General features: G+C 37.2%; 24 protein-coding genes and 1 tRNA gene. 12 read left to right on the top strand and 13 right to left on the bottom strand.

Features of this window, described 5'->3' with window-relative positions; all coding sequences use genetic code 11:
• Both PWP26_RS01975 and PWP26_RS01970 read right to left on the bottom strand, forming a co-directional pair.
• Entirely contained in the window at positions 1-1,071 is a 1,071-nt protein-coding gene (locus PWP26_RS01975) for a DVU0298 family protein (RefSeq protein ID WP_301398860.1), read from the bottom strand.
• Positions 1,052-1,666 (bottom strand): tetratricopeptide repeat protein, encoded by a 615-nt coding sequence (locus tag PWP26_RS01970; RefSeq protein ID WP_287568062.1) that lies wholly within the window; start codon positions 1,664-1,666, stop codon positions 1,052-1,054. Before PWP26_RS01970 ends, PWP26_RS01975 begins: the two co-directional genes overlap by 20 nt.
• Positions 1,667-1,707: 41 nt before the next feature.
• Here PWP26_RS01970 and mltG point away from each other — a divergent pair, with 41 nt between their 5' ends.
• Positions 1,708-2,820 carry an endolytic transglycosylase MltG gene (gene mltG / locus PWP26_RS01965; protein ID WP_301398859.1) on the top strand — a complete coding sequence of 371 codons (1,113 nt, stop codon included), beginning with the start codon at positions 1,708-1,710 and terminating at the stop codon, positions 2,818-2,820.
• Here mltG and rsmA read toward each other — a convergent pair.
• Complete coding sequence (gene rsmA, locus PWP26_RS01960; RefSeq protein ID WP_038060224.1) at positions 2,789-3,517, bottom strand: 16S rRNA (adenine(1518)-N(6)/adenine(1519)-N(6))-dimethyltransferase RsmA; 729 nt, start codon at positions 3,515-3,517, stop codon at positions 2,789-2,791. The two genes, mltG and rsmA, sit on opposite strands and share 32 nt — an antisense overlap.
• Positions 3,518-3,643: 126 nt before the next feature.
• On the opposite strand from rsmA, the gene PWP26_RS01955 reads away from it, so the two are divergent.
• Genes PWP26_RS01955 through PWP26_RS01935 form a run of 5 tightly spaced genes read left to right on the top strand, consistent with a single transcriptional unit; the run spans position 3,644 to position 7,474 of the window.
• Complete coding sequence (locus tag PWP26_RS01955; RefSeq protein ID WP_301398858.1) at positions 3,644-4,885, top strand: DUF1015 domain-containing protein; 1,242 nt, start codon at positions 3,644-3,646, stop codon at positions 4,883-4,885.
• On the top strand, positions 4,882-5,400 hold the full coding sequence (locus PWP26_RS01950) for a hypothetical protein (protein WP_038060220.1): 519 nt from the start codon (positions 4,882-4,884) through the stop codon (positions 5,398-5,400). The genes PWP26_RS01955 and PWP26_RS01950 overlap by 4 nt, the downstream gene beginning before the upstream one ends.
• Positions 5,390-6,136, top strand: a complete 747-nt coding sequence (fabG, locus tag PWP26_RS01945; protein ID WP_022855340.1) for a 3-oxoacyl-[acyl-carrier-protein] reductase — start codon at positions 5,390-5,392, stop codon at positions 6,134-6,136. Before PWP26_RS01950 ends, fabG begins: the two co-directional genes overlap by 11 nt.
• Positions 6,137-6,195: 59 nt before the next feature.
• On the top strand, positions 6,196-6,582 hold the full coding sequence (locus PWP26_RS01940) for a secondary thiamine-phosphate synthase enzyme YjbQ (protein ID WP_028843052.1): 387 nt from the start codon (positions 6,196-6,198) through the stop codon (positions 6,580-6,582).
• Positions 6,583-6,586: 4 nt separating this feature from the next.
• Positions 6,587-7,474 (top strand): tetratricopeptide repeat protein, encoded by an 888-nt coding sequence (locus PWP26_RS01935; protein ID WP_287568068.1) that lies wholly within the window; start codon positions 6,587-6,589, stop codon positions 7,472-7,474.
• Positions 7,475-7,510: 36 nt separating this feature from the next.
• Here PWP26_RS01935 and PWP26_RS01930 read toward each other — a convergent pair whose 3' ends face one another.
• Complete coding sequence (locus PWP26_RS01930) at positions 7,511-9,151, bottom strand: 2-isopropylmalate synthase (protein WP_038060212.1); 1,641 nt, start codon at positions 9,149-9,151, stop codon at positions 7,511-7,513.
• A gap of 188 nt (positions 9,152-9,339) precedes the next feature.
• Between PWP26_RS01930 and PWP26_RS01925 the strand changes: the two genes are divergently transcribed.
• The 3 genes from PWP26_RS01925 to PWP26_RS01915 are packed head-to-tail and all read left to right on the top strand — an operon-like array spanning position 9,340 to position 12,136.
• Positions 9,340-10,281: a DUF523 and DUF1722 domain-containing protein gene (locus PWP26_RS01925; RefSeq protein ID WP_301398857.1), complete on the top strand. Its 942-nt coding sequence runs from the start codon at positions 9,340-9,342 to the stop codon at positions 10,279-10,281.
• Between the two features lie 46 nt (positions 10,282-10,327).
• Positions 10,328-10,804 carry a rhodanese-like domain-containing protein gene (locus tag PWP26_RS01920; RefSeq protein WP_081856487.1) on the top strand — a complete coding sequence of 159 codons (477 nt, stop codon included), beginning with the start codon at positions 10,328-10,330 and terminating at the stop codon, positions 10,802-10,804.
• 3 nt (positions 10,805-10,807) lie between these two features.
• Positions 10,808-12,136, top strand: coding sequence for a radical SAM protein (locus PWP26_RS01915; protein ID WP_301398856.1), 1,329 nt, complete (start codon positions 10,808-10,810; stop codon positions 12,134-12,136).
• On the opposite strand, the gene PWP26_RS01910 is transcribed toward PWP26_RS01915, so the two are convergent.
• A complete protein-coding gene (locus PWP26_RS01910; RefSeq protein ID WP_273019425.1) occupies positions 12,133-12,972 on the bottom strand; it encodes a 50S ribosomal protein L11 methyltransferase in 840 nt (279 codons plus the stop codon). The genes PWP26_RS01915 and PWP26_RS01910 overlap by 4 nt on opposite strands.
• Positions 12,973-13,087: 115 nt before the next feature.
• Here PWP26_RS01910 and PWP26_RS01905 point away from each other — a divergent pair, with 115 nt between their 5' ends.
• Entirely contained in the window at positions 13,088-14,290 is a 1,203-nt protein-coding gene (locus PWP26_RS01905) for an MFS transporter (RefSeq protein WP_301398855.1), read from the top strand.
• Here the strand turns inward: PWP26_RS01905 and PWP26_RS01900 are convergent.
• From PWP26_RS01900 to PWP26_RS01865, 8 genes are all read right to left on the bottom strand, one after another.
• Complete coding sequence (locus PWP26_RS01900) at positions 14,287-14,562, bottom strand: hypothetical protein (protein ID WP_038060204.1); 276 nt, start codon at positions 14,560-14,562, stop codon at positions 14,287-14,289. The genes PWP26_RS01905 and PWP26_RS01900 overlap by 4 nt on opposite strands.
• Positions 14,563-14,721: 159 nt before the next feature.
• Positions 14,722-16,035, bottom strand: coding sequence for a hypothetical protein (locus PWP26_RS01895; protein ID WP_273019427.1), 1,314 nt, complete (start codon positions 16,033-16,035; stop codon positions 14,722-14,724).
• The gene (locus tag PWP26_RS01890) at positions 15,992-16,852 is read right to left on the bottom strand and encodes a cytochrome b N-terminal domain-containing protein (protein ID WP_301398854.1); all 861 of its coding nucleotides are present in this window, start codon (positions 16,850-16,852) and stop codon (positions 15,992-15,994) included. Before PWP26_RS01890 ends, PWP26_RS01895 begins: the two co-directional genes overlap by 44 nt.
• On the bottom strand, positions 16,839-17,234 hold the full coding sequence (locus PWP26_RS01885) for a ubiquinol-cytochrome c reductase iron-sulfur subunit (RefSeq protein ID WP_038060197.1): 396 nt from the start codon (positions 17,232-17,234) through the stop codon (positions 16,839-16,841). The genes PWP26_RS01890 and PWP26_RS01885 overlap by 14 nt, the downstream gene beginning before the upstream one ends.
• A gap of 2 nt (positions 17,235-17,236) precedes the next feature.
• On the bottom strand, positions 17,237-17,800 hold the full coding sequence (locus PWP26_RS01880; protein WP_287568081.1) for a hydrolase: 564 nt from the start codon (positions 17,798-17,800) through the stop codon (positions 17,237-17,239).
• Positions 17,801-17,817: 17 nt separating this feature from the next.
• Positions 17,818-18,441, bottom strand: coding sequence for a Holliday junction branch migration protein RuvA (gene ruvA, locus PWP26_RS01875; protein WP_273019012.1), 624 nt, complete (start codon positions 18,439-18,441; stop codon positions 17,818-17,820).
• 2 nt (positions 18,442-18,443) lie between these two features.
• Positions 18,444-18,944 (bottom strand): crossover junction endodeoxyribonuclease RuvC, encoded by a 501-nt coding sequence (locus PWP26_RS01870; RefSeq protein WP_273019013.1) that lies wholly within the window; start codon positions 18,942-18,944, stop codon positions 18,444-18,446.
• A complete protein-coding gene (locus PWP26_RS01865; RefSeq protein WP_273010910.1) occupies positions 18,941-19,690 on the bottom strand; it encodes a YebC/PmpR family DNA-binding transcriptional regulator in 750 nt (249 codons plus the stop codon). Before PWP26_RS01865 ends, PWP26_RS01870 begins: the two co-directional genes overlap by 4 nt.
• A gap of 88 nt (positions 19,691-19,778) precedes the next feature.
• Between PWP26_RS01865 and PWP26_RS01860 the strand changes: the two genes are divergently transcribed.
• Positions 19,779-19,863: transfer RNA gene (locus PWP26_RS01860), tRNA-Leu, on the top strand.
• Positions 19,864-20,510: 647 nt separating this feature from the next.
• Entirely contained in the window at positions 20,511-20,990 is a 480-nt protein-coding gene (locus PWP26_RS01855) for a flavin reductase family protein (protein WP_273010912.1), read from the top strand.
• Positions 20,991-20,993: the final 3 nt, after the last annotated feature.

Here is a 20,993-nt window from a genome sequence, read left to right as displayed (position 1 = left end):
TTAACCCCTTTGTATTTGTTGTATGATCTCTTTTAATTTAACCTTCTCGTATGAAAAGGTTTCGTGATTAAAAACTTCGGTTTCTTCCTCAGGGTTTAGTTTATCTAAATAAGGAGATATCTCCTTAGCCCCAAGATTAACAAAAGTCTTTAAAATCAAAGCTTTTATTTCAGAAGAAGAACGTTCTATCAGGTCTAAAAGCAAGAAATAGCTATGTTTTTTTAAAACTTCGGGATTTTTTTCGGAAATCCGGTAAAGCGCATAAAGGACATAGCCGTGATATTCAGGAAACTTTAAAAAAGCTAACAGGTTTTTTATAAAAATAGCATATCTGTCTCCTGTCTCTCTTATGATCTCTCCTACTGCTTCAAGGGCTCCCCAGGCAGAAGACGCAGAATCAGCAGCAGCATAAAGAAGCCTTTTTATAAAGTCTAACAATCTTTCTGGATAGACCTTAGCTAAGGCAGGAGATACTTTACCCAAAGCAACTACCGCTTTTCTACGAAAAACAGGGTCTGGATGGTAGAAAAACTTCTGAAGCACGTTGAGGTTTAAAGGTTCTGAAACTATATAGATATTGAGAGTGTTGAAATCTTCCTTTTCGATTAACTCTTCTAATTCCCTTTTAGAAAGCTTTCTCTTAGGTTTGTTAAAGTCCTTTTCGGAGAGAGGTTCTTTTTGCAAAGCTTGACTTAGTTTTACGTGTTTTAATTCTCTAATGTCATCTGCTACTTTTAAAAAACAAAGCGCTCCTTTAGAGACTATCCTTGAGGTAGCTGGCATAGGAAGGATGGTATGGGTTTTTAAATCATAATTTTCAATCCAAACTTCTTTATAGTCTTCTTCAGGAATCAACTCCCACATCAAATCCCAATCACCTGCAGTAGCAAGAAAAAGAGCCTCTATAAAGGCATTTCCTCGGTTGTGTCCAGTCACATCACATACGTAAACACTACCACATTCGCACACACCAGCCTCTAAGTCAGAAAGACCTATAGGTAAAAGCTCTGGTTTTTTGATAAACCTACCACAAAAAGGACAGGTAGGAGGTTTAGGAACGGGCTTTTTCATTTAAAAGCTCCTCAAACTCTGGACTTACTGGATAACCTAAGCTTTTAGCTTGTGCTAAATTTTCTTTAGCCTTATCTATATCTCCCTGGTAGAAATAAGCTACGGCTAAATTATTGTAAAGAGTAGCCATTTGAGGAGCAAGGGATTTTGCTTTTTCTAACATACTTATAGCCTCTGCAAAAAGCTCCTTTTCTATCAAAATGGTAGAAAGGTTTATCATAGCAGGGATAAAATCAGGATTTATCTCTAAGGCTTTCCTATAACATCTTTCTGCCTCATCCAGGTTACCTAACTGAAACTCTATCAACCCTAAGTTTACCCAGGCCTCTACAGATTTGGGATAAAAGTTAAGGGTAAAGGTAAAGGCCTTTTTAGCCTCCTCAAGTTCCCCCTCTTGAGCTAATATGATGCCAAGGTTAACCATAGCCTCAAAATGGTAAGGATCAAGCTTTAACACCTTTTTAAACGCCTCTTTAGCCTCTTGTAATTTTCCCAAATTAAAGTAAGCTATAGCTAACTTATGTTGTGCAAAAGGGGAATGAGGGTTTTCTATGGCTTCTTTTTCTAAAATTTTTAAAGCTTTTTCGTCTATCATCTTTTCCTCCTTTTAAAACTTTTTAAAGGATACCATCAATTATGAAGTTCTCAAGACGTAAAAATAAGAAATGGATGTTAACCTTTGGGTTGGTAATTTTTTGTGTTTTGATCTTAGGTTTCTTGGGTTACTATTTTGAAGGGTTAGAACCTGTAGTAAAAGGCCCTACCAAAGAATTTAAGGTAGTAGAAATCAAAAAAGGTGAAAGTGCCTGGGCTATAGCTCAAAAGCTTAAAAACCACGGGATTATCAAGAGTTCTGTAGTATTTTATTTAGAAGCCTTAAGAAAAGGTTATTATCATAAACTAAAACCTGGAGAATATGGCTTTTACCTTAACCAATCTCTGTCAGAAATTCTTACCATGTTAGTAGAAGGAAAAGTTTTAGCCAAAAAGATAACCATACCAGAGGGGTACACTCTTTGGCAAATCGCTGATTTACTCGAAAAGAATGAAATCTGCCGCAAAGAAGATTTTCTAAAGTTGGGTGAAAGCCCTCAAACAGCTAAACAATATGGATTACCTGGTCCTACCTTAGAAGGATATCTTTTTCCCGATACTTATTATTTTTACCGAAACTCTCATCCAGGGCAAGTAATAAAAACCATGGTAGATAACTTCTGGAAACACTGGAAAAAATATGAAGAGGTAGCTAAAAAACAAAAAAAATCCTTAAAGGAGGTAATTACTTTAGCCTCTATCGTAGAAAAAGAGGCTTATCTAAACTCAGAAAAACCAGTAATTGCTGCAGTTTATTTAAACAGAATAAAGAAAAAAATGCCTCTCCAAGCTGACCCTACCATCAACTATGCCTTAAAATCTTTTAGACGTTTAACTTACAAAGATTATTATCAAGTAAAAAGTCCTTATAACACCTACTTAAATCCTGGCCTACCCCCTACCCCCATAGGAAATCCTGGAGAAGCAAGCATAAAAGCAGTACTTTTTCCGGCTAAAGTACCCTATCTTTACTTTGTGGCTGCAGGTAACGGTTCTCACGTGTTTTCTGTAACCTATAAAGAACATTTAGAGGCTATTAACAAAATAAGAGAAACCCCTAAAAACTCTGTTTCTAACCAGACTTCAGAAAATTTAGTTTATAAAACTCCTTCTGATAAACCTTCTACTGAACCCAAATCTGATACAAAGTTATAAAATCCAAAAGATTAAGTTCTTCTACCCTTTTTTGAGGTAAAATAGAGGCTTTTTCTAAAATTTCAGGTGGCACTTTATGTTTTAACATCTTTCTTTTTTGGCTAAAAATTTGCACTAAAAAACTTTTATATCTTTTCAAATCTTTTATTTCATCAAAGTTTTTCCGGGTAAACTTAAGATAGGCTGAATTCACCTTAGGAGGGGGGACAAAAAACCTTGGGGGGATACTCATTAGGTATTCAAGCTGATAAAAGGTATTTACAAAAACAGAAAGCCAGGATTTTTGCTGGATAAGTCTTTCAGCTACCTCTTTTTGAACCATATAAAAAGCCTGGTATATAAGATGTTTATGGTATATCGTGTTTTCTATGATAAGGCTGGCAACGTTATAAGGGAGGTTACCTATAAGTTTGAGTTCTTTTTCATTTAAGGTGTTAAAATCAAAGGTAGTAGCGTCGGTCTGAAAGATCACCACCCGAGGGTCGTTTAGACTAACTTTAAGTTTCTCTACCATTTCTGGGTCTATTTCTAGAAGATAAAGGCGCTTTAGAGGGGTATTAAGCAGTCTTTTGGTAAGGTTTCCTGTCCCTGGACCTATCTCTACTACCACCTCTTCTTTTATCTCAGCTAGTTCAACCAGTCGATCTAATACACCTGATGAAACCAAAAGATGTTGCCCCCATTTTTTCTTTAGCATGTTTCAAAGTTTAAATTCTTTCTGTTTTTTTTCCAGAGGATGAAAAAAACAGGCTTATTGTAAAACCTGAAATTTTTGGTAGATTTAGAAAAACTTTTTTAATTTTTTAGGAAGGAGATCAAAATCATGCCTGATTGTCTTCCATTTTATGGGTGGAGATATAATCCTGAAAAAGTAAAAATCGAAGAAGTGGTTGCCCCTCCTTACGATGTGGTTGGCGAGGAAGAAAAAGCTTTTTATCAGAAAAAAAGTCCTTATAACATCTTTCATCTGGAGCTTCCTGAAACCTACCAAAAAGCCAAACACCTTTTGGAAGAGTGGATAAGGTCACAAATCCTTGTAAAAGAACCTAAACCTTGTCTCTATTTTTATGAACTATCCTTTGTAAGAGAACAAAAAACTCTTTCTCGAAAAGGGTGGATTCTACTGGTAAAGCTACATCACTTTGAGGAAGGGATAGTTTTACCCCATGAGAAGGTTTTTCCAAAGGTAACAGATGATCGGTTTGAATTGCTTAAGACTACCGGGTTTCAGTTTAGTCAGATTTTTGGGTTGTATGAAGACCCGGACCTTCTTACCATTTCTTATAGTCCCAAAAATCTACTTTATGAAGTAACCCTTGACCAACAAACCCATCACCTTTATCAAGTTTCTGAGGTGGACATAATAAAAGAAGTGACTGACTATCTTAAACATCAAAAAATATACATAGCAGATGGACACCACAGATACACTACTGCCTTGAGATATAAAGAATACATGGAAAATAAGTTAGGCACAACCCCACCAAGGGATTATCATTACATAGCCATGTATGTTTGCCCTATAGAAGAGCCAAACCTACTTATGCTTCCTACTCATAGAATCTATCGTTTACCAAACCCTGAAGATTTAATTCAAGCCTTAAAAAATTGGGCAGAAAAAGTTTACACCACAGAGCCTATTAATTTTTCTCAGAATTTTTTTAAAATAAAAGAAAGGGATTTTGGTATTTGCTTTAAAAATAAAGTGATGATTTTCAGGATAAAACAAGAAGTGTATGAGCGTTTCCAACAGAAAGATCCGGTGCTTTCAAAACTAACCCTTTACAACTTTTTGTCCCTGATGGAACAAGCTTTTCAGATAAAAGAAGAAAGCTTAAAGGAACAAAATCAGGTTGAATTTATCTCTGAGGTAAGAGAGGTTTTTAACCACGTCAAAGATCAAGAAATCGGAGTAATTTTCCCTGAGCTTTCTCCCTTAATCTTAAAAGAGGTTGCATTGCAAGGGAAAAGAATGCCTCATAAAAGCACGTTTTTTTATCCTAAAATCCTTACAGGGTTGGTTTTAAATGAAGTAAGAGGAAAACCTCTGGACTTTAAGTTATGAAGGAGAGTTTAGCCTATTTTAACCACTGGCTTTCCTTTTACTACGAAAAAAAGGATTTATTTTTAAAAGACCCTTTTATTCAGGAAAAACTCGAATTATTAAAAAAAGCCATAGAAAAGAGTCGTCAGGCATTTATAGAAAAAGGGTCTTTTGCTTTTTGCAGTGCTTGTGCAAACTCAGGAGAGAAGTGTTGTAAAGCTGGGTTAGAATGGAAACTAAGTCCTGCTGAGTTTTTGATAAATCTTCTGCTTGCAGAAACCTATAGTTTACCCCTTGCTTTTAATACTTCTCGAAAGGAAGACTGTCTCTTCTTAGGAGAAAAAGGGTGTAGCCTTATCCTTACCCCTATTTTTTGTAGAAACTTCTTCTGTGATAAACTGGTCAAACACTTAGGTCATGCTAACCTAACCTACATCCAGCAAGCGATGGAAGAGGAGGCTACCTTAGGTTTTATTGTAGCTAACTATATAACCACTAAATTGTTACAAAAGGAGGGAACTAAACATGGAGCTTAAGGGAAAGGTAGCTTTAGTAACAGGAGCCTCAAGAGGGATAGGTAGGGCGATAGCCTATCAACTTGCAAAGGATGGAGCGGAGGTAGTTATCAATTATAAAGGATCCGAAGAAAAGGCTAAAGAGTTGGCTATCGAAATAGAAAAGCTTGGGACCAAGGCCTATCTTTCTAAGTTTGACGTAGCCAACCCTGAGGAAGTTCAAAAGGCCATAAAAGAATTAGAAGAAGCTGTCGGACCTATTCAAATCTTAGTAAACAACGCAGGGATCACCAGAGATGCTTTGTTTTTAAGGATGAAAGAAGAGGACTGGGATTTGGTTATTAAAACCAACCTATATTCGGTTTTTTATGTGACTAAGGCAGTACTTCCGATGATGACCAAAGCTAAATGGGGAAGAATAATTAACATCTCTTCGGTAGTAGCCTTTAGCGGAAATGCTGGGCAAACCAACTATGCAGCAGCTAAGGCTGGGATCATAGGTTTTACTAAAGCTTTAGCTTTAGAGGTTGCTTCGCGAAACATAACGGTTAATGCCGTGGCTCCAGGCTATATAGAAACTGACATGACGAAACAGTTACCTGAAAAGGTTAGAGAAGCTTTTTTGCAAGAAATCCCTTTAAAAAGACCAGGAACCCCGGAAGAAGTAGCCTATCTTGTTTCTTTTTTAGCCAGCGAAAAAGCAAGTTATATCACAGGATGTGTGTTTCATGTTAACGGAGGTTTGTTGAGGGTTTAACCCTTTTTTTGATTTTTTAGGCATTGACTTTTTTAAATTTTAGGTATATAGAAAATAACATGGAAGTTATCACGGTTAAAACTCACAAAAAGGTTGAATTGATTGACATAACTGAAGAAGTCTTAAAAAGGCTCCCTCCTAAGGATGGGATTTGTGTGCTTTATGTCCCTCACACCACAGCAGGTATTATCATTAACGAAGGGGCTGACCCAGCTGTTAAAGAAGACCTGATCATGGCTTTCGAAAGGATAGCACCAGAAACCCTTCCTTATAAACATCTGGAAGGAAACTCACCAGGACATGTGAAATCTTCGATAACAGGACCTTCTTTAACTCTTATCGTAGAAAAAGGAAAGCCCATTTTAGGTACCTGGCAAAGGATTTTTTTTGCAGAATATGATGGACCAAGGACAAGAAAGGTATTTTTAAAATTTTTAGAGGGTTAAGTCTATGAAAAAACATTTAGTCTGGTTAGGGTTAGGTGTTGTTTTTACTTTGGTTTTAGGAGGATGTAGAGCAAGTTCTCAATATTTTGAGCAAAAAATCTCTTCTCATAAAGAAATCGCTCAGACCTTTATCCAAGAAAAACGTTATACCGAGGCTTTAAAGGAACTTGAACTAGCAGAAAAATCAAGCCAGTGTGATATCTGTGAAATAAGAAGAATTTTACAACTTTTAGAAAACGCCACCACTCCAGGAACGATAGAAGATCTTAAAAAAGCCTTGCAAAACGAAAGAGAAAAATGTGACCCAGAGGTTTATAATCTTTTAGGCTTAGCCTACATAGGGAAAAAAGACTACGAAAAGGCCAGACAGGCCTTTAAAGATGCTATCAGCATTAAACCTGATTATTCAGAGGCCTATAACAATCTTGGTTCTTTGATGATTTTACAACAAAACTATCATAAAGCCATAGAATATCTGGAAAAGGCGATTCAGAATCCTTACTATACCAATGCTTACATGGCTAAAACCAATTTAGGATGGGCTTATTTTCTCTTAGACCAAAAGGAAAAAGCTAAAAGCATTTTGATCGAAGCATTTAGAGAAAACCCAAGATATCCCAAGGCTGTAATCTATCTTGGTTATGTATATCTTAACGAAAACGACCTTACCTCAGCCAAGTTCTATTTTAAAAAGGCCTTAGGAATAGACAAATATTCCAGTGAAGCACGCTTTTATTTAGGAGAAATAGCCTTTAGAGAAGGCGACTTTAAACTTGCTAAAGAGTTATGGAATTCGATTGTTTTACTTGAACCGAATTCTGAATGGGCTAACAAAGCTTCTGAAAGGTTGTATTTATTAGAAAGAAAATATCTTGGAAAACCAAACCCTTAGCCTCAAAGCTAAGTTTTGAGGCTAAGGGCTAAAAACTTAATTTGCTAAGGTTAATACCTGGCTTTTCAGTTCTTTTTCTTTTGTTTTTAAAACCTCTAACCGGTTTAAAGCCTTTAAGAAAGCCTTAATACTTGCTATAACGATGTCTCCGTCTTTACCAAGCCCTGCGGTTCTTAACCCTGTTTCGTCTTCTATGATCACACTACAGACTCCCTCAGAAGAGGTTCCACCTGTAAGGGCACTGATGTTAAAATCTACGAGTTTGAGATGTTTTTTATCCTTCTCTTCTCCATTAAAGCTATACCCTAAGGCTTGAGCTACTGCTTTATAGGCTGCATCTATAGGCCCTATCCCTAAACCTACAGCTACTTTATTTCCTGAAAGATTATCTCTTATCTCTACTTGAGCAACCGGCTTAAGTGAGCCACTCAACACACTTATCACCTGAGAGGAAACCAACTCATAACGATACTCTTTGTCACAAAAGAGATCAAGAAGAATTCCTTCTAAATGTTCTTCGTCTATCTTTCTTAAAACATCCTTTATTTCTTCTCTAAACTTTTCAAAAACTTTAGTTAAAACGGTATCATCAAACTGCCAGCCTCTGCTTTTTAGTTTGAAAGACAGGGCATGTCTTCCTGAGTGTTTACCGAGAACGATAGCAGAACCGGTCCAACCTACCTCTTCTGGCTTGATAATCTCATAGGTCGTGCGCTCACAGATAACACCGTGTTGATGGATACCAGATTCATGAGCAAAGGCATTGGCTCCAACTATAGCCTTATTTGGCTGGACTAACATTCCGGTATATTTGGAAACAAGCTGGCTGGTAGGCACTATTTTTTCAGTCGCAATGTTTACCTCTAAAGGATACCCTAAGGACCTTTCAAAGAAGTCTTTTCTAATTTTTAAAGCCATTATAACTTCTTCCAAAGCGGCGTTTCCTGCCCTTTCTCCAATACCGTTTATCGTGCCTTCTATTTGGGTAGCACCGGCCAAGATGGCAGAAAGGGAATTAGAAACAGCAAGCCCAAGGTCGTTATGACAATGAACGGAAAGTCTTAAACGCCCAGATTTCAAGTCTTCTTCGTATCCAGCCGCTATCAATTTTTCTACCAAAAATTTAAACAGGTTATAATATTCCTGAGGTACTGTATAACCCACGGTATCAGGAATGTTGATGGTGGTAGCTCCTGCTTTCACCACCTCTATCACCACTTGAGCCAAATATTCCCAATCACTTCTGGTTGCGTCTTCAGCAGAAAATTCAACGTTAGGGCACAAGGAACAGGCATATTTTACAGCTTCCCTGGCAATTTCTAACACCTGAGACCTGTCTTTTTTCAATTTATACTTTAAATGGATGTCAGAAGTAGCTATAAAGGTATGAATTCGCGGAGACACAGCATGCTTGATAGCCTCCCAAGCTACCTCTATGTCTTTTTGATTAGCCCTGGCCAAAGCTGCAACAGTACATCTTTTTATCTCCTTAGCCACGTTTTTTACTGCCTCAAAATCCCCGGGAGATGTTATTGGAAACCCTGCCTCTATTACGTCTATACCTAACTCTTCCAAAGCCTTGGCTATCTCTATCTTTTGTTTTAAGTCCAATGATACCCCAGGAGACTGCTCTCCATCTCTAAGGGTGGTATCGAAAAACACTATTTTGGGATTCAAGGTAACCCTCCTTAATAAGATTTTTTAAGTAAAAATTTTATCTTAATTTTTGGTTTTGCCAACGTCTTCTCAAAAAATAAGGTTTTAACTTCGTAAACCTCAGATATTCTAATTTTTATCAAAACTTTTCATTTAGGTAAATAAGTTTTATAATATCTTCTATATAATTAGGGATGAGCCCTTTAAAAATGTGGACCAATTATCCCAAACCAAGACTAGTCATAAGCGCCTGCCTTTTAGGAGAAAACACGAGATATGACGGAAATCCCATTGTATTCCCTTTAATCCAAAAACTCTCCAAGTTCTGTGAGTTTGTAAAGGTTTGCCCAGAAGTAGACATAGGTCTTCCTGTACCACGAGATAGGATTATTGTCTACAGAAAAGAAGAAAAACTTGGGGTCTTTCAACCGGCTAAAAAAAAAGATTTGACAGAAGAAATGTTAAACTTTTCTAAAAAATTTCTTGAGAACCTTAAAGATATAGACGGCTTTTTGTTAAAGAGTCGTTCTCCTTCGTGCGGAGTTTCTGGAACACGCTGGTATAAGGATAGGGAAGGCACCTTTCCTATCGGTAGAGGAAAGGGTCTTTTTGCGATAGAGGCAGAAAAAATGTTTCCTGAAATTCCTGTCGAAGACGACGGAAGGCTTCATGACCCTTTTATCAGAGAAAACTTTCTCACTAAAATTTTTAGCTTAGCAGACTTAAGAGAGTTTTCAACTACAGCTGAATCTTTAAAAGACCTTATAGTCTTTCATCAAAGATATAAGTATCTTTTGATGAGCTATTCACCAGAAGGACTTAAAGAATTAGGTCAACTGGTAGCCAGTGGAAATAAATTTCCTTTTAATCAAACCTTACAAAAATACAAAACCCTTTTTAAAAAAGTCTTATCTCAACCTCCTACAAAAGGAAAAGTTACAAACGTATTTCTTCACGTGTTTGGCCATTTTTCTTCTAAACTAACACCTGGTGAAAAAAAACACTTTCTATGGTTGATAGAACGCTACAAAAAAGGAAAAGTTTCCAAAAACACCCTTCTTGAAATTCTTAGAGCCTGGACATTTAGGTTTGAAGACCATTACCTCAAAAACCAGGTATTTTTAAACCCCTACCCTCTTGAATTAGAATAATTTGTGTTTTATAATTTTTAAAAGAAATAATAAAATGGAGGAGCCTATGAAAGGGATTTTGCAAAAATTTGCGATAGGTTTGTTGGTTTTTCTTGGATACTTAGGGCATGGTTGGGGTTATGATGTAGAGCTTGCTAAAAAGTTTGATAGTTTTTTCTCTAAACTTACTCCAGAGGTAATAGCTAAGAAACCCTGTATGATAAGTGTAAAAAATCTGTTTGAGATGATTGAGAAAAAAGAACCTTTTGTGGTTTTGGACATAAGAACTCCTCAAGAAAAAAAATTTGTTAGCATTTCCCTTCCTAACACGATAGACATACCGATGCATGAACTTTTTAAAGAGGAAAACCTTAAAAAACTTCCCAAGGATAAATTAATAGTGGTAGTTTGTCACACTGGAGCCAGAGCGATTGCTGCCAGTTTGCCTCTTAACATGCTTGGGTATAAAACTGTAGTCCTTGATGGCGGTATTTCTGAGCTTGCCAAAGCAGCCGGAAGAAGTGTAGTAGGGATTCACTGGTAAAAGTTGGAAGTAGATTTTTTACTCATCAATCCTTGGATATATGACTTTTCTGCCTATGATTTCTGGCTTAAACCTTATGGATTACTATATATAGGGGGTAAGTTAAGAAAGTTAGGATATAAAATTTATTATTTAGACCTGCTTGACCCCTTTGCAGAAGAACTACCTAAACTTCCTAAGAGAAGGGACTTTGGCACAGGACATTTTTACAAACAGCCTGTGCCAAAGCCTTATTTTTTTCAAGACGTTCCAAGAAGATTTTATCGCTATGGACTTCCTTTCGAAATCTTTAAACATAAAGTATCTCGTCTTAAATTTAAAGCAGTCTTTATTACCACCACCCTTACCTACTGGTATCCTGGGCTTTTTTGTCTGATAGATTTTTTTGCTAAAAATTATCCTCAAACCCCGATTTACATAGGAGGAATCTACGCCAAACTCTGTAAAGACCACCTCCTACATTTTTTATCACACTATCCAGACACAAAAACTGTTGTGGTTACCCAAGAAGAGGAAGAATTCCTCGCCGAGGTCCAAAAAGAGTTCCTTCCTTCTGGCCCAGCTTTTATTCATGACTATCCTGTGTTTGACCTGCAAACCCGAATACCTTACGTAATCATAATGACCAGTCTGGGGTGCCCGTTTAACTGCCCTTACTGTGCCTCTAAAAGGCTTTATCCTTACTATAAAGAAAGATCTCCTGAAGGGCTTTGGGAGGAAGTAATTTTTTGGCACAAAACCTACGGAGTTAAGGATTTTGCTTTTTATGACGATGCCTTACTTTTTAATTTTGAAAAAAAATTAAGACCCTTTTTAGAAAAGGTTATCGATTCCAAACTTAACATAAGGTTTCATACCCCTAATGCAGTGCATGCAAGGTTTATAGATAAAGAAGTCGCCTTACTTTTAAAACAGGCAGGATTTAAAACCATAAGACTTGGGCTTGAAAGGGTAGAAAATCGGTTTGACCATAAAGTTACTCTTGAAGAATTTATAGAGGCAGTCTCTTACCTTAAACAGGCAGGATTTACTGCTAAAGAAATAGGGGCTTATATCCTTTACGGTATTCCTGAAGAAAACTTTAAAGAAGTGGAAAAGGCCCTCTTTTTCCTTGAAAAAATAGGAGTAAGCCCTTATTTAGCAGAGTTTTCACCTATCCCAGGGACTCCTTTCTTTGAAATGGCTAAAACTTACTCCCGCTATCCCATAGAAGATGACCCTATCTTCCATAACAACTCGGTGTTTCCTGCCTTAAAAAACCCTGTTTGGGAAGATATCGAAAGGATAAAAAATTTAGCAAGAACCATAAGACATAGGCTATCAACAGTTTAAAACTCCATCCACAGAAAGGCCCACTCTTTTAAAAACTTTTTTTCTACCAACCGATAACCTAAGGCTTCATATATTCTTACCATCTCCTCTGCATCTTCAGTTAAGATACCTGTTAAAAATATATTTGTTTTTCCTTTCTCTGATATTTCAACCATCTTTTGAGAAAGGTTTTTAAGCTCTCTATAGCCTATGTTAGCCAGTATCAGATCAAACTTTTCGGCAGGAACTTCATTGCTTACCGAAACCCTTTCCTCTACCTGGTTTAACTGAAGATTTTCTAGACAGGTTTTTAGAGCTTCTTCATCTATGTCTACTGCCCAGATTTTGGCTTTAGGTAAAAGCTTAGCACAGGCTATGGCTAAGATACCTGTTCCACAGCCAAGGTCAAGCACCTTATAAAGACCGTTTTGTCCCTTAGTCAAGGCAAAATGTTCTATGTATTCAAGCATCATCTGGGTGGTAGGATGATGCCCTGTCCCAAAAGCCTGTCCTGGTTCTATTACGATCACCACCTCACCCTGTGTGCTAAAACCTTCTTCCCAGGGAGGAATAACCCAAAGATGCTTTCCTACTTTTAAAGGCTTAAAGTTTGCTTTCCAAAGTTCAGCCCAGTTCTTTTCTTCAAAAACTTTATATTCTAACTCCACAAAAGGGTATTTAGCCAGGGCCTTCTCAATTTCTTCTAACTCTGGACTATCCTCTTTAAGGTAAAACCTAAAAACTACCCTGTCTCCCTGATAGGCTGTTTCCCAACCTTGAGAAAGCAACTGATAAAGCACTTCTTCTATTTCTTCCTCTTTTTCTTTAGGAACTTTTACGGTTATTTCATATAGCATTTAAATGAACCTCCTAATTGTTTTTCGATCATATTTTAAAGCATTTTTGGATTTTACCCAAATAAAAATCAATCCGGTGCCAATCTTCAAAATTGGTTGTAAAATAGGTTTCCATATGCGTAAACTCTCAGAAGAAACTCAAAAATTTTTTTATTTATCTCTCATCTATTTTTTTTCAGGCCTTCCCTTTGGTTTTTTCTATACCTTTATTCCTGTATTTTTAAGGACAGAAGGAATAAGTTTAGTACACATCGGACTTTTTTCCTTAGCCAGTTTGCCCTGGAGCCTAAGACTTCTATGGGCTCCTTTGATAGACCGGTATTTTAATAAAACTTTTTGGATGGGCATATCTTTAATAAGCATCGGAATAGTTATCTTATCGTTAGCCTTTATTCCTCCTCAAGGGATCACCTTTTTCATCTTGCTTATCCTGCTTTGTTTTTTTTCCTCGGTGTTTGATGCCGCTGCCGATGGTTTTGTGGTAGAGTGGATCCCTTCTGCTACCTTAGGAAAAGCTAATGGTTTGAGGATTGCTGCCTATCGTTTAGCCTTGATTACTTTTGGAGGTGGGTTAGTGGCAGTAAGCCATTACTTGGGTTTTAAATCGATATTTTATCTAATTTTTCTGGTAAGTTTATCCATAGGGCTATTTTTATTACTCAACCCTTTCCTTAAACACAACCTACCTAAAAAAACCTATTCTCTAAAAGACCAGTTTATTCTACCCATTGTTGAGATACTAAAGAGGAAAGGGGTTTTCACCCTTCTTTTGTTTGTCTTTACTTACAAAATAGGGGATTCTTTGCTTGGAGCGATGGTTTATCCCTTTTGGGTGGACAGAGGTTTTTCTCGGTTAGAAATAGGGTTAGTTGCAGGCTCTATCGGAAGCCTTCTTACCATCCTTGGGTCCCTTTTAGGAGGATATCTTTCCAGCAGATGGACGGCCAAAAAATCCTTGCTAACATTAGGCTTATTTCAAGCCTTTTCCAACTTAGGTTATACCTTTGCCTCTATTTCAGCCCTTCCCAAAGAGACCGTTTATTTAGCCTCTGTAATCGAAAGCTTTACCGGAGGCCTTGGCACAGCAGCCTTTGTTACCTTTCTTACCAAACTCTGCCAGAAAGAGTTTTCTTCAACCCAGTATGCGGTTTTTTCTACTCTGTTTAGCCTTTCTTTAACCTTATCAAGAAGCTTATCAGGGGTTTTAACCACCTATTTAGGGTATACCTTATTTTTTGGTCTAACCTTTCTGGTTTCTCTCCCTGTTTTTCTTCTGATACCTAAGGTTACACAACATCTAAACTCGGAAGGCTCTTAGAAATTAATTTGAAATTTTTTAGCATAAGGACAAACCCTTTTAGGAGGCCATTTTTTAAAAATCTTATCCTTTTCAGAATGGCAGTTTAGACAAAAACCTACCTTTAAAATTTTTACCAGTTCCTCCTGAGTAAAAGGACGAAGATTTGGCCGAGAAAAATTGACCAGCTTAGTTCCGTTAAGATTAACCATTTGAGAAAGACAAACCCTTGGGGATTTTATAAAAGTTTTTTCTAAGTTTACTACCTCTATTGAATTTTTGGTTTTTACCACTTTTCCATATCCTAACCCTAAGGTTTTTGTGTTCTGATGACAGCTTTTACAGGAGCGTCCTTGTTTCCCTGTGCTATGAGGGTTAAGTTTAGCAAAGGTAAGACTTGTTATTTCTTTTTTTACCTCTCCTGTCTCTGAGAGGATGGTGATAAAATCCTGTCAGCCTGGGGTAACGGTAACCACTCTTTGATTATCTTCCACCGCTAAAGTAGGAAGTGCAAGTCTTCTATAAGATTCATGCTCTATCCAAAGCCCCTTCGTTTCCTTAGCAAGTATTTTGTCAAGATGGGTGTCTCTTGGGTCATATTTGATATGACAGCCGTAACAATCAGGCATATGTTTGGCATGGCAGCTTACACAGGTTAATCGTTTATGATAAGAAAGACTACAAGCTTTAACTGGTTTTTTGATTAAAACCCTTTTTTCAGAACCTTTACTTTCTAAATAAGCTTGCTTACCTTTTTTATAAAAATTTTTGAGTTTTCTTCCTTTTTTAGTAGTACCATCTCCTCCATGACAGGTTTGGCACTCAATTTCTAAAGCCTCATGTAAACTGTAATAAAAATTTCCATCTCCCATCACTTCTTCTTTAGTATGGCAGTCTATGCAAGATAACCCTTTTTGGAAATGAATATCAGGAGAAACCCGATCTAACCATCTTCCGTCAACCCAAACTTCATCCCCTATCCCACCTTGCTCATTTTCATAAAGTCCTTGATAGGTGAATCCTATCCTCCCACTTCGGTTATGGCACCTTACACAGTTTTCCATCGGAGGATATCTAACCAGTTTAGGATGAACTTTTCGAGAAGAATTGGGGGTCTCATCTTTCTCTTTTACCGAATGACAGGCGGTACATCCCCCTCCTTTTTCTTTCAAAAAATAGGGAAGTTTTCCCTTTTCTAACCAAAGATGACAACTACCACAAAGTTTTCGATAATAGTCTAAACCTAAACTGTTTTTGGTTTTATGATAAACCTCTTGATGATAAAGTTGAGATACACTCAACTTAGGATATAAAGATAAAACCTCTTTTTCTTCAAAAACTTCAACCACTCTTTTTATCATTCCATGGTTGGTAGCCATAAGAGAATTTTTTACCTTCGATATCTCCGTAAGATGACATCCTGGTTGTCCACAGGTAAGATTAACATATCTCAGATCTCCAGGGTTTTTTACTATGTTTTTATGGGCCTCTTTAAGGTCTAAAGTATAAGGATTTCCTAAATGACAGGAAGAACAACCAACGACCTTTTTGTCGTGCACCTTTTCAGGAACTACCTCCTGATGACAAGTAATACATAACTCTACTTCACCTGAGGTTAACTTAGCAACCTCCCGTCTATCTTTTTTAGCTTCAGAATAGAACAAACAGAGTAAGATAACTAATCCTAATAAAATCCAAAATGACTTAGTCTTAGCTAAACGTTTAAGTGTGGGCATCTCTGTAGATGATAAGACTAAAAATAACATAAACTAACAACCACCATATTAAAGCCCCAACTATCCAGAGGCTAAACTTTCTTGCAGGCTTAAAACCTAAAAGAACAAGCCAAAAAACCGCTAAAAAAAGTAAAAAAAGCACTCCCAAAGGGGGTAAAAACTTTAAAAGTCCCTGAGCTCCCCAAAAAAACCATGGACCAGTAACTATCGTTTTCCCTTTCTCTGACTCAAGAGGAACATAAAAGATGAGAGGCAAAATCAGGTTTAGGTAAAGATAAGGGGCATATTTAAGGCTTAAAACCCGTTTAATCGAGGCATGCCAAACAAAAAGCCCTATGGCTAATAAAAAAGAACCATAAATATGGGCTAAATAAACTCTATAAAGACCTCCTTTAGAGATTGGGAACAAAAGGTCTCTTAAGACTTCTCCTACATAAGGTATGCTTAAACAAAGATTTTCAGCTATGGTTCCTGCAAGCTTCCCTACCTCATCAAACCTTATCACATAACCGGTAAAGGTAATAAAAATAAGGACGATAAAGCTTAACACCAAAAACAACCAGGCAACAAAATTCTTTTTATGATGCCATCCTTTGTAAAGGCTATCTATCAGATGGAAAAAAGTTGAGATTAAAGCAAGTTGAGAAGAAAAGTAGTGAAGGCTTCTAAAAAACCTGCCAAAAGGCACCGATGACTCTAACCGAATCACACTGTAGAGAGGTTCGGTATAAAAGTAATGATAACTAACCACCATCCCAGATAAAATAGAAATTATAAGGCTTATCAAACAGAGATTGGCTATAAACAGGTTGATTTTTGAAGAGGTAGAAAAGCTAAAAAACCTCAACCTCTAAACCCTGAGAATTAAGTCTGTAGTTGTATGTAGTAAGGTCTTTTTTAGCAGGTCCAGAGAGAAACTTTCCTGAAAGATTAAATTTACTTTGATGACAGGGACAGACGATCAGAGCCTCTTCAGGAGAATAGTTAAGCAAACAGCCTAAATGAGGACACTTCCTGGAAAAAACCTTAAAATTAGAGCCTGTTTTCATCACAATAAAGTTTTCTTTAAATAATATATCTTTAGCTTTTTCTATCTCCTCAAAAAGAACGATAACCTTTTTAGGTGGGGGAGAAGATAAACTAGTTAGGTTTTTAAAAGCTCCATAGGTTAAAAAACCCAAAACACCCAAAGAAAAAAGCCTTAAAAAGTTTCGTCTCTTTTTATCCATTTTTATTTAAAATAAACCGATAATTTTTTAAACTCTTCGGTTCCTGCTTTTTGTAAAAGTTGAAAAGTGATGGTTTCGGTATCACCAGGCAAAGCCCCTGCAAGTATGCTAAGCTGAAGGCCTGTCTTCCAGTTTTCCTCTTTACGACTACATACAGCATCCTTAGGTAAAAACACAAAATATCCTTTCGAAAGAAGGCTTAAGGCAGTTTGATAGATACAAATGTGAGTTTCCATCCCTGTCAGAATTACTTTATTACGTCCATAGGACCTTAAAGTAGCTAAAAATTTCTCTTCGGCACAACAATCAAAGGTTATCTTCTCAATAGGATGATATTCGGGAAGGACCTTTTTTAAGTCCTCTATGGTTTGTCCTAACCCTTTAGGATATTGTTCGGTAAGGATAACAGGTATTCCTAAGACTTTAGCCACCTCAACCAAGATGATTATGTTTTTTATTATCTTAGAAACTATCTTTTCTTCCATCGCTTTAACCAATTTTTCCTGTACATCTACCACAATCAGAATTGCCTCTTCGGGCCTGATAAAATACCTTTCCCAGTCCATCTTAACCCCCTGTAATTTTAGTCAAACCTTTCTTCTTTAACACTTGGTGCAAGTTCCTTTAAAGCCCTTTTTATCAATTCGTCTAAGGTAGCCCCTTCTTCAAAAACGTTATACAAAACTGAGTCTATCTCTTTAGAACTAAATCCTAAGGATAAAAGACAGCTTTTTGCCTCTTCAAAGACCATTTCTTTTTCTGGAGGTAAGGTTATTCCTTTGAGGCTGGGTTTTAAAAATAGGTTCTTTAGTTCTAAAAACAGTTTTTCTGCCCTTTTTGGGCCTATACCTGGAACTTTTGCAAGCTCCTTCCAACGTGCTTCGAGGATTACTTGTCTTAGCTCTTCAGGAGAAAAGACAGAAAGTACGTTTAACGCAAGTTTAGGACCAACCTTAGAAAGGGTGTTTAGTTTGATAAAAAGCTCTCTGGTTTCTTTGTCTAAAAATCCATAAAGCTCTAAAAATTCGTTTTTTCTTATAAAACTCACCAAATACATGGTTATCGGTTTATCAATAAACTTAGTTTTAAGCGGCTCTACCAAGTTTAAAGGCACAAAAACTTCTATGGATAAAACCTGTAAAATTTCTATGATTGCTTTATTAGGGGGATTTACAGTTTTTAGAACCCCTGAGACTGCAAAAAACAAAATTAACCTCCTAGTTCAAAACCAAGTAAAAGAGCCACTGCTAAGGCATCCACCTTATGAGAGTCTAACCCATCTTCCTCAAAATCTTCTACAAAAGATAAAACCCCGTGTTTAATCAACCACTGAATTTGAGAAACCATATCCTGTTTTTCAGCATTTCCATTTTGGGTCAAAAACTTTTTTATTTCCTTAGGAGCAAAAGTTTTAAACCTAAGATTATAAAGCCCACAGAGAAGCAACACCAAAGCCTGAGCCTGAGAAAGCTTTAGGGTAGCATTTCCAACCCCTCGGGTATAAACCTCTTCTAACGCCAAATAATCTGGGGAAATTTTATTTATGATGTTTTTAAGGCTCTCAAAGATCAAAGCCAGCTTTTGAGGAAGGGATAAGGTTGGAGGGGGGCTGATGGTCCCCCAGGTTAACACCTTAAATCTTTGCTGAGATTTTTCCACACAGGCATAACCTAAATGATTGAGCCCAGGGTCTATCCCCAAAATTTTCATCTATTAAGTTTTCCCATGATATTTTCAGGGATATCAAAGTTAGCATATACTTGCTGGACGTCGTCGTTATCATCCAGTGCTTCGATAAGTTTTAAGAGGGTGTTTGCGGTTTGTTCATCTGAGATAGGAACAAGAGTTTTTGGTACCAAAGTAAGCTTGGCAGAAAGGATTTCAATCCCAGCCTCTTCTAAGGCCTTCTTAACCTCTTCAAACTGAGAAGGTTCTGTGATGATTTCGACCTCACTTTCATACTCTTTGGTATCCTCTGCCCCTTTTTCTATAGCTATCTCTAAAGCCTTCTCTTCATCCTTTTTAGGTACAACGATCAATCCTTTGTGTTCAAAGATCCAAGAAACTGCCCCTGGCTCTGCCAAATTACCCCCATGTTTACTAAAAATATGTCTTACCTCAGAAACAGTTCTTCTCCTATTATCGGTGATAGCATGGACCAAGATGGCAACCCCACCAGGACCATACCCTTCAAACACCGCCTCTTCATAATTAGTCCCTTCTTCTTGCCCTAAGGCTTTTTTTATGGCCCTTTCGATGTTTTCTTTGGGCATGTTAGCTGCTCTTGCCGCCTGGATAGCTGCCCTTAACCTTGGATTTAAATCAGGGTCTCCACTTCCACCCGTCCTTACAGCAACCACGATTTCTCTTATCAGTTTAGTAAATATTTGACCTCTTTTAGCATCTTGAGCCGCTTTTTTTCTTTTTATTTGTGCCCAATGGGAATGTCCAGCCATAATACCACCCCTTTAAAATTTTTTATAAGTATAATAGGTCTTGCCAAAAATTCAAACTCTATTAAAATAGGTTTTTAATAAATTTTCCGCCGGGGTGGCGGAATTGGCAGACGCGGTGGACTCAAAATCCACTGGGGTTCACCCCCGTGCGGGTTCGACTCCCGCCCCCGGCATTTCCGGCTTTAAACCTCTGTATAAAACTCATACACAGCAATCTCAAAAGATTGAAATTTAAAGACCTCTCCATCAAATCCTGTTCCCTTTTGAATAAGGTATGGTAAGTCATACCCGTATTTCCAGGTAACTAAAGATCCATTTTTGGGTCCTGAGGATTACCAATAATATTCGGGATCACCTATTATTTTTACCGTTCCGTCTGGCATCTTAAAAGCCACCTGCTTGCTCTCTGATAAGCCTGGTTGGGTAGGTTAAGCAACTGCCCTCCCTCGAGTGACACAACGATTAAGAGGACAGTCAGGTGAAAACAAAACATCTCTACAAGAATAATAATCATCTTAGGTCTTCTCTAAACCGATCGACTACCCCCTCAGTTACAGGTTCTTCCGTCAATCAAAACTATCGCCTCAACCCTTTCCTCTGACCTTTCTTCGTTAAAAACCAACCAACTACTTTTAAATCTATAACACCATCCAGATTTCTGTACCTCTTTTTCTTAAAATCCTTAACCATAAAACCTTCCTTTTAAAAGTTTATTTAAATAAATTAATACTATATTCTAAATCGAAACTGCATTTTCCTTTTTCTAATTTTATAGTAAAATTGATTATACAAGCTTTACATTTCATCAAGGAGGGAAACGATGGGGCTTCAAAAAATAATAACTCAATATCTTCCACAAGGCGTTTTTATCGTTACCTCTAAGGCTAACGATAAGATAAACGGAATGACAGCAGCTTGGGTGTCTCAAGTATCTTTCAGACCAAGACTTATAGCCGTCTCGATTGCTCCTCAAAGGTATACCTATGAACTTATTAAAGAATCTGGATTTTTTTGCCTCAACGTCTTAGGTAAAGGGCAACAGGACCTTGCTAAACACTTTGGGTTTAAAAGCGGAAAAAACTATAATAAGTTCGAAAACATACCTTATACCTTTTCGTTAAACGGGATGCCTGTGTTAAAAGACGCAATAGCTTACTTTGAGTGCGGGCTCTACGGAGAATGTAAGGCAGGAGACCACATCATAGTAATCGGAGAGGTTGAAGATTATCAGATTTTAAAAGAAGGGCAAGAGCCTCTTATTTTTAACTGGGATGATTATTTTGGTGGACTTGAGGGATAGAGT

Source organism: Thermodesulfobacterium sp. (assembly GCF_030445475.1).
GTDB classification, from domain to species: domain Bacteria; phylum Desulfobacterota; class Thermodesulfobacteria; order Thermodesulfobacteriales; family Thermodesulfobacteriaceae; genus Thermodesulfobacterium; species Thermodesulfobacterium commune.
The sequence above is the reverse complement of the archived record's forward strand: the minus strand, read 5'-3'. Positions and strand labels throughout refer to the sequence as shown.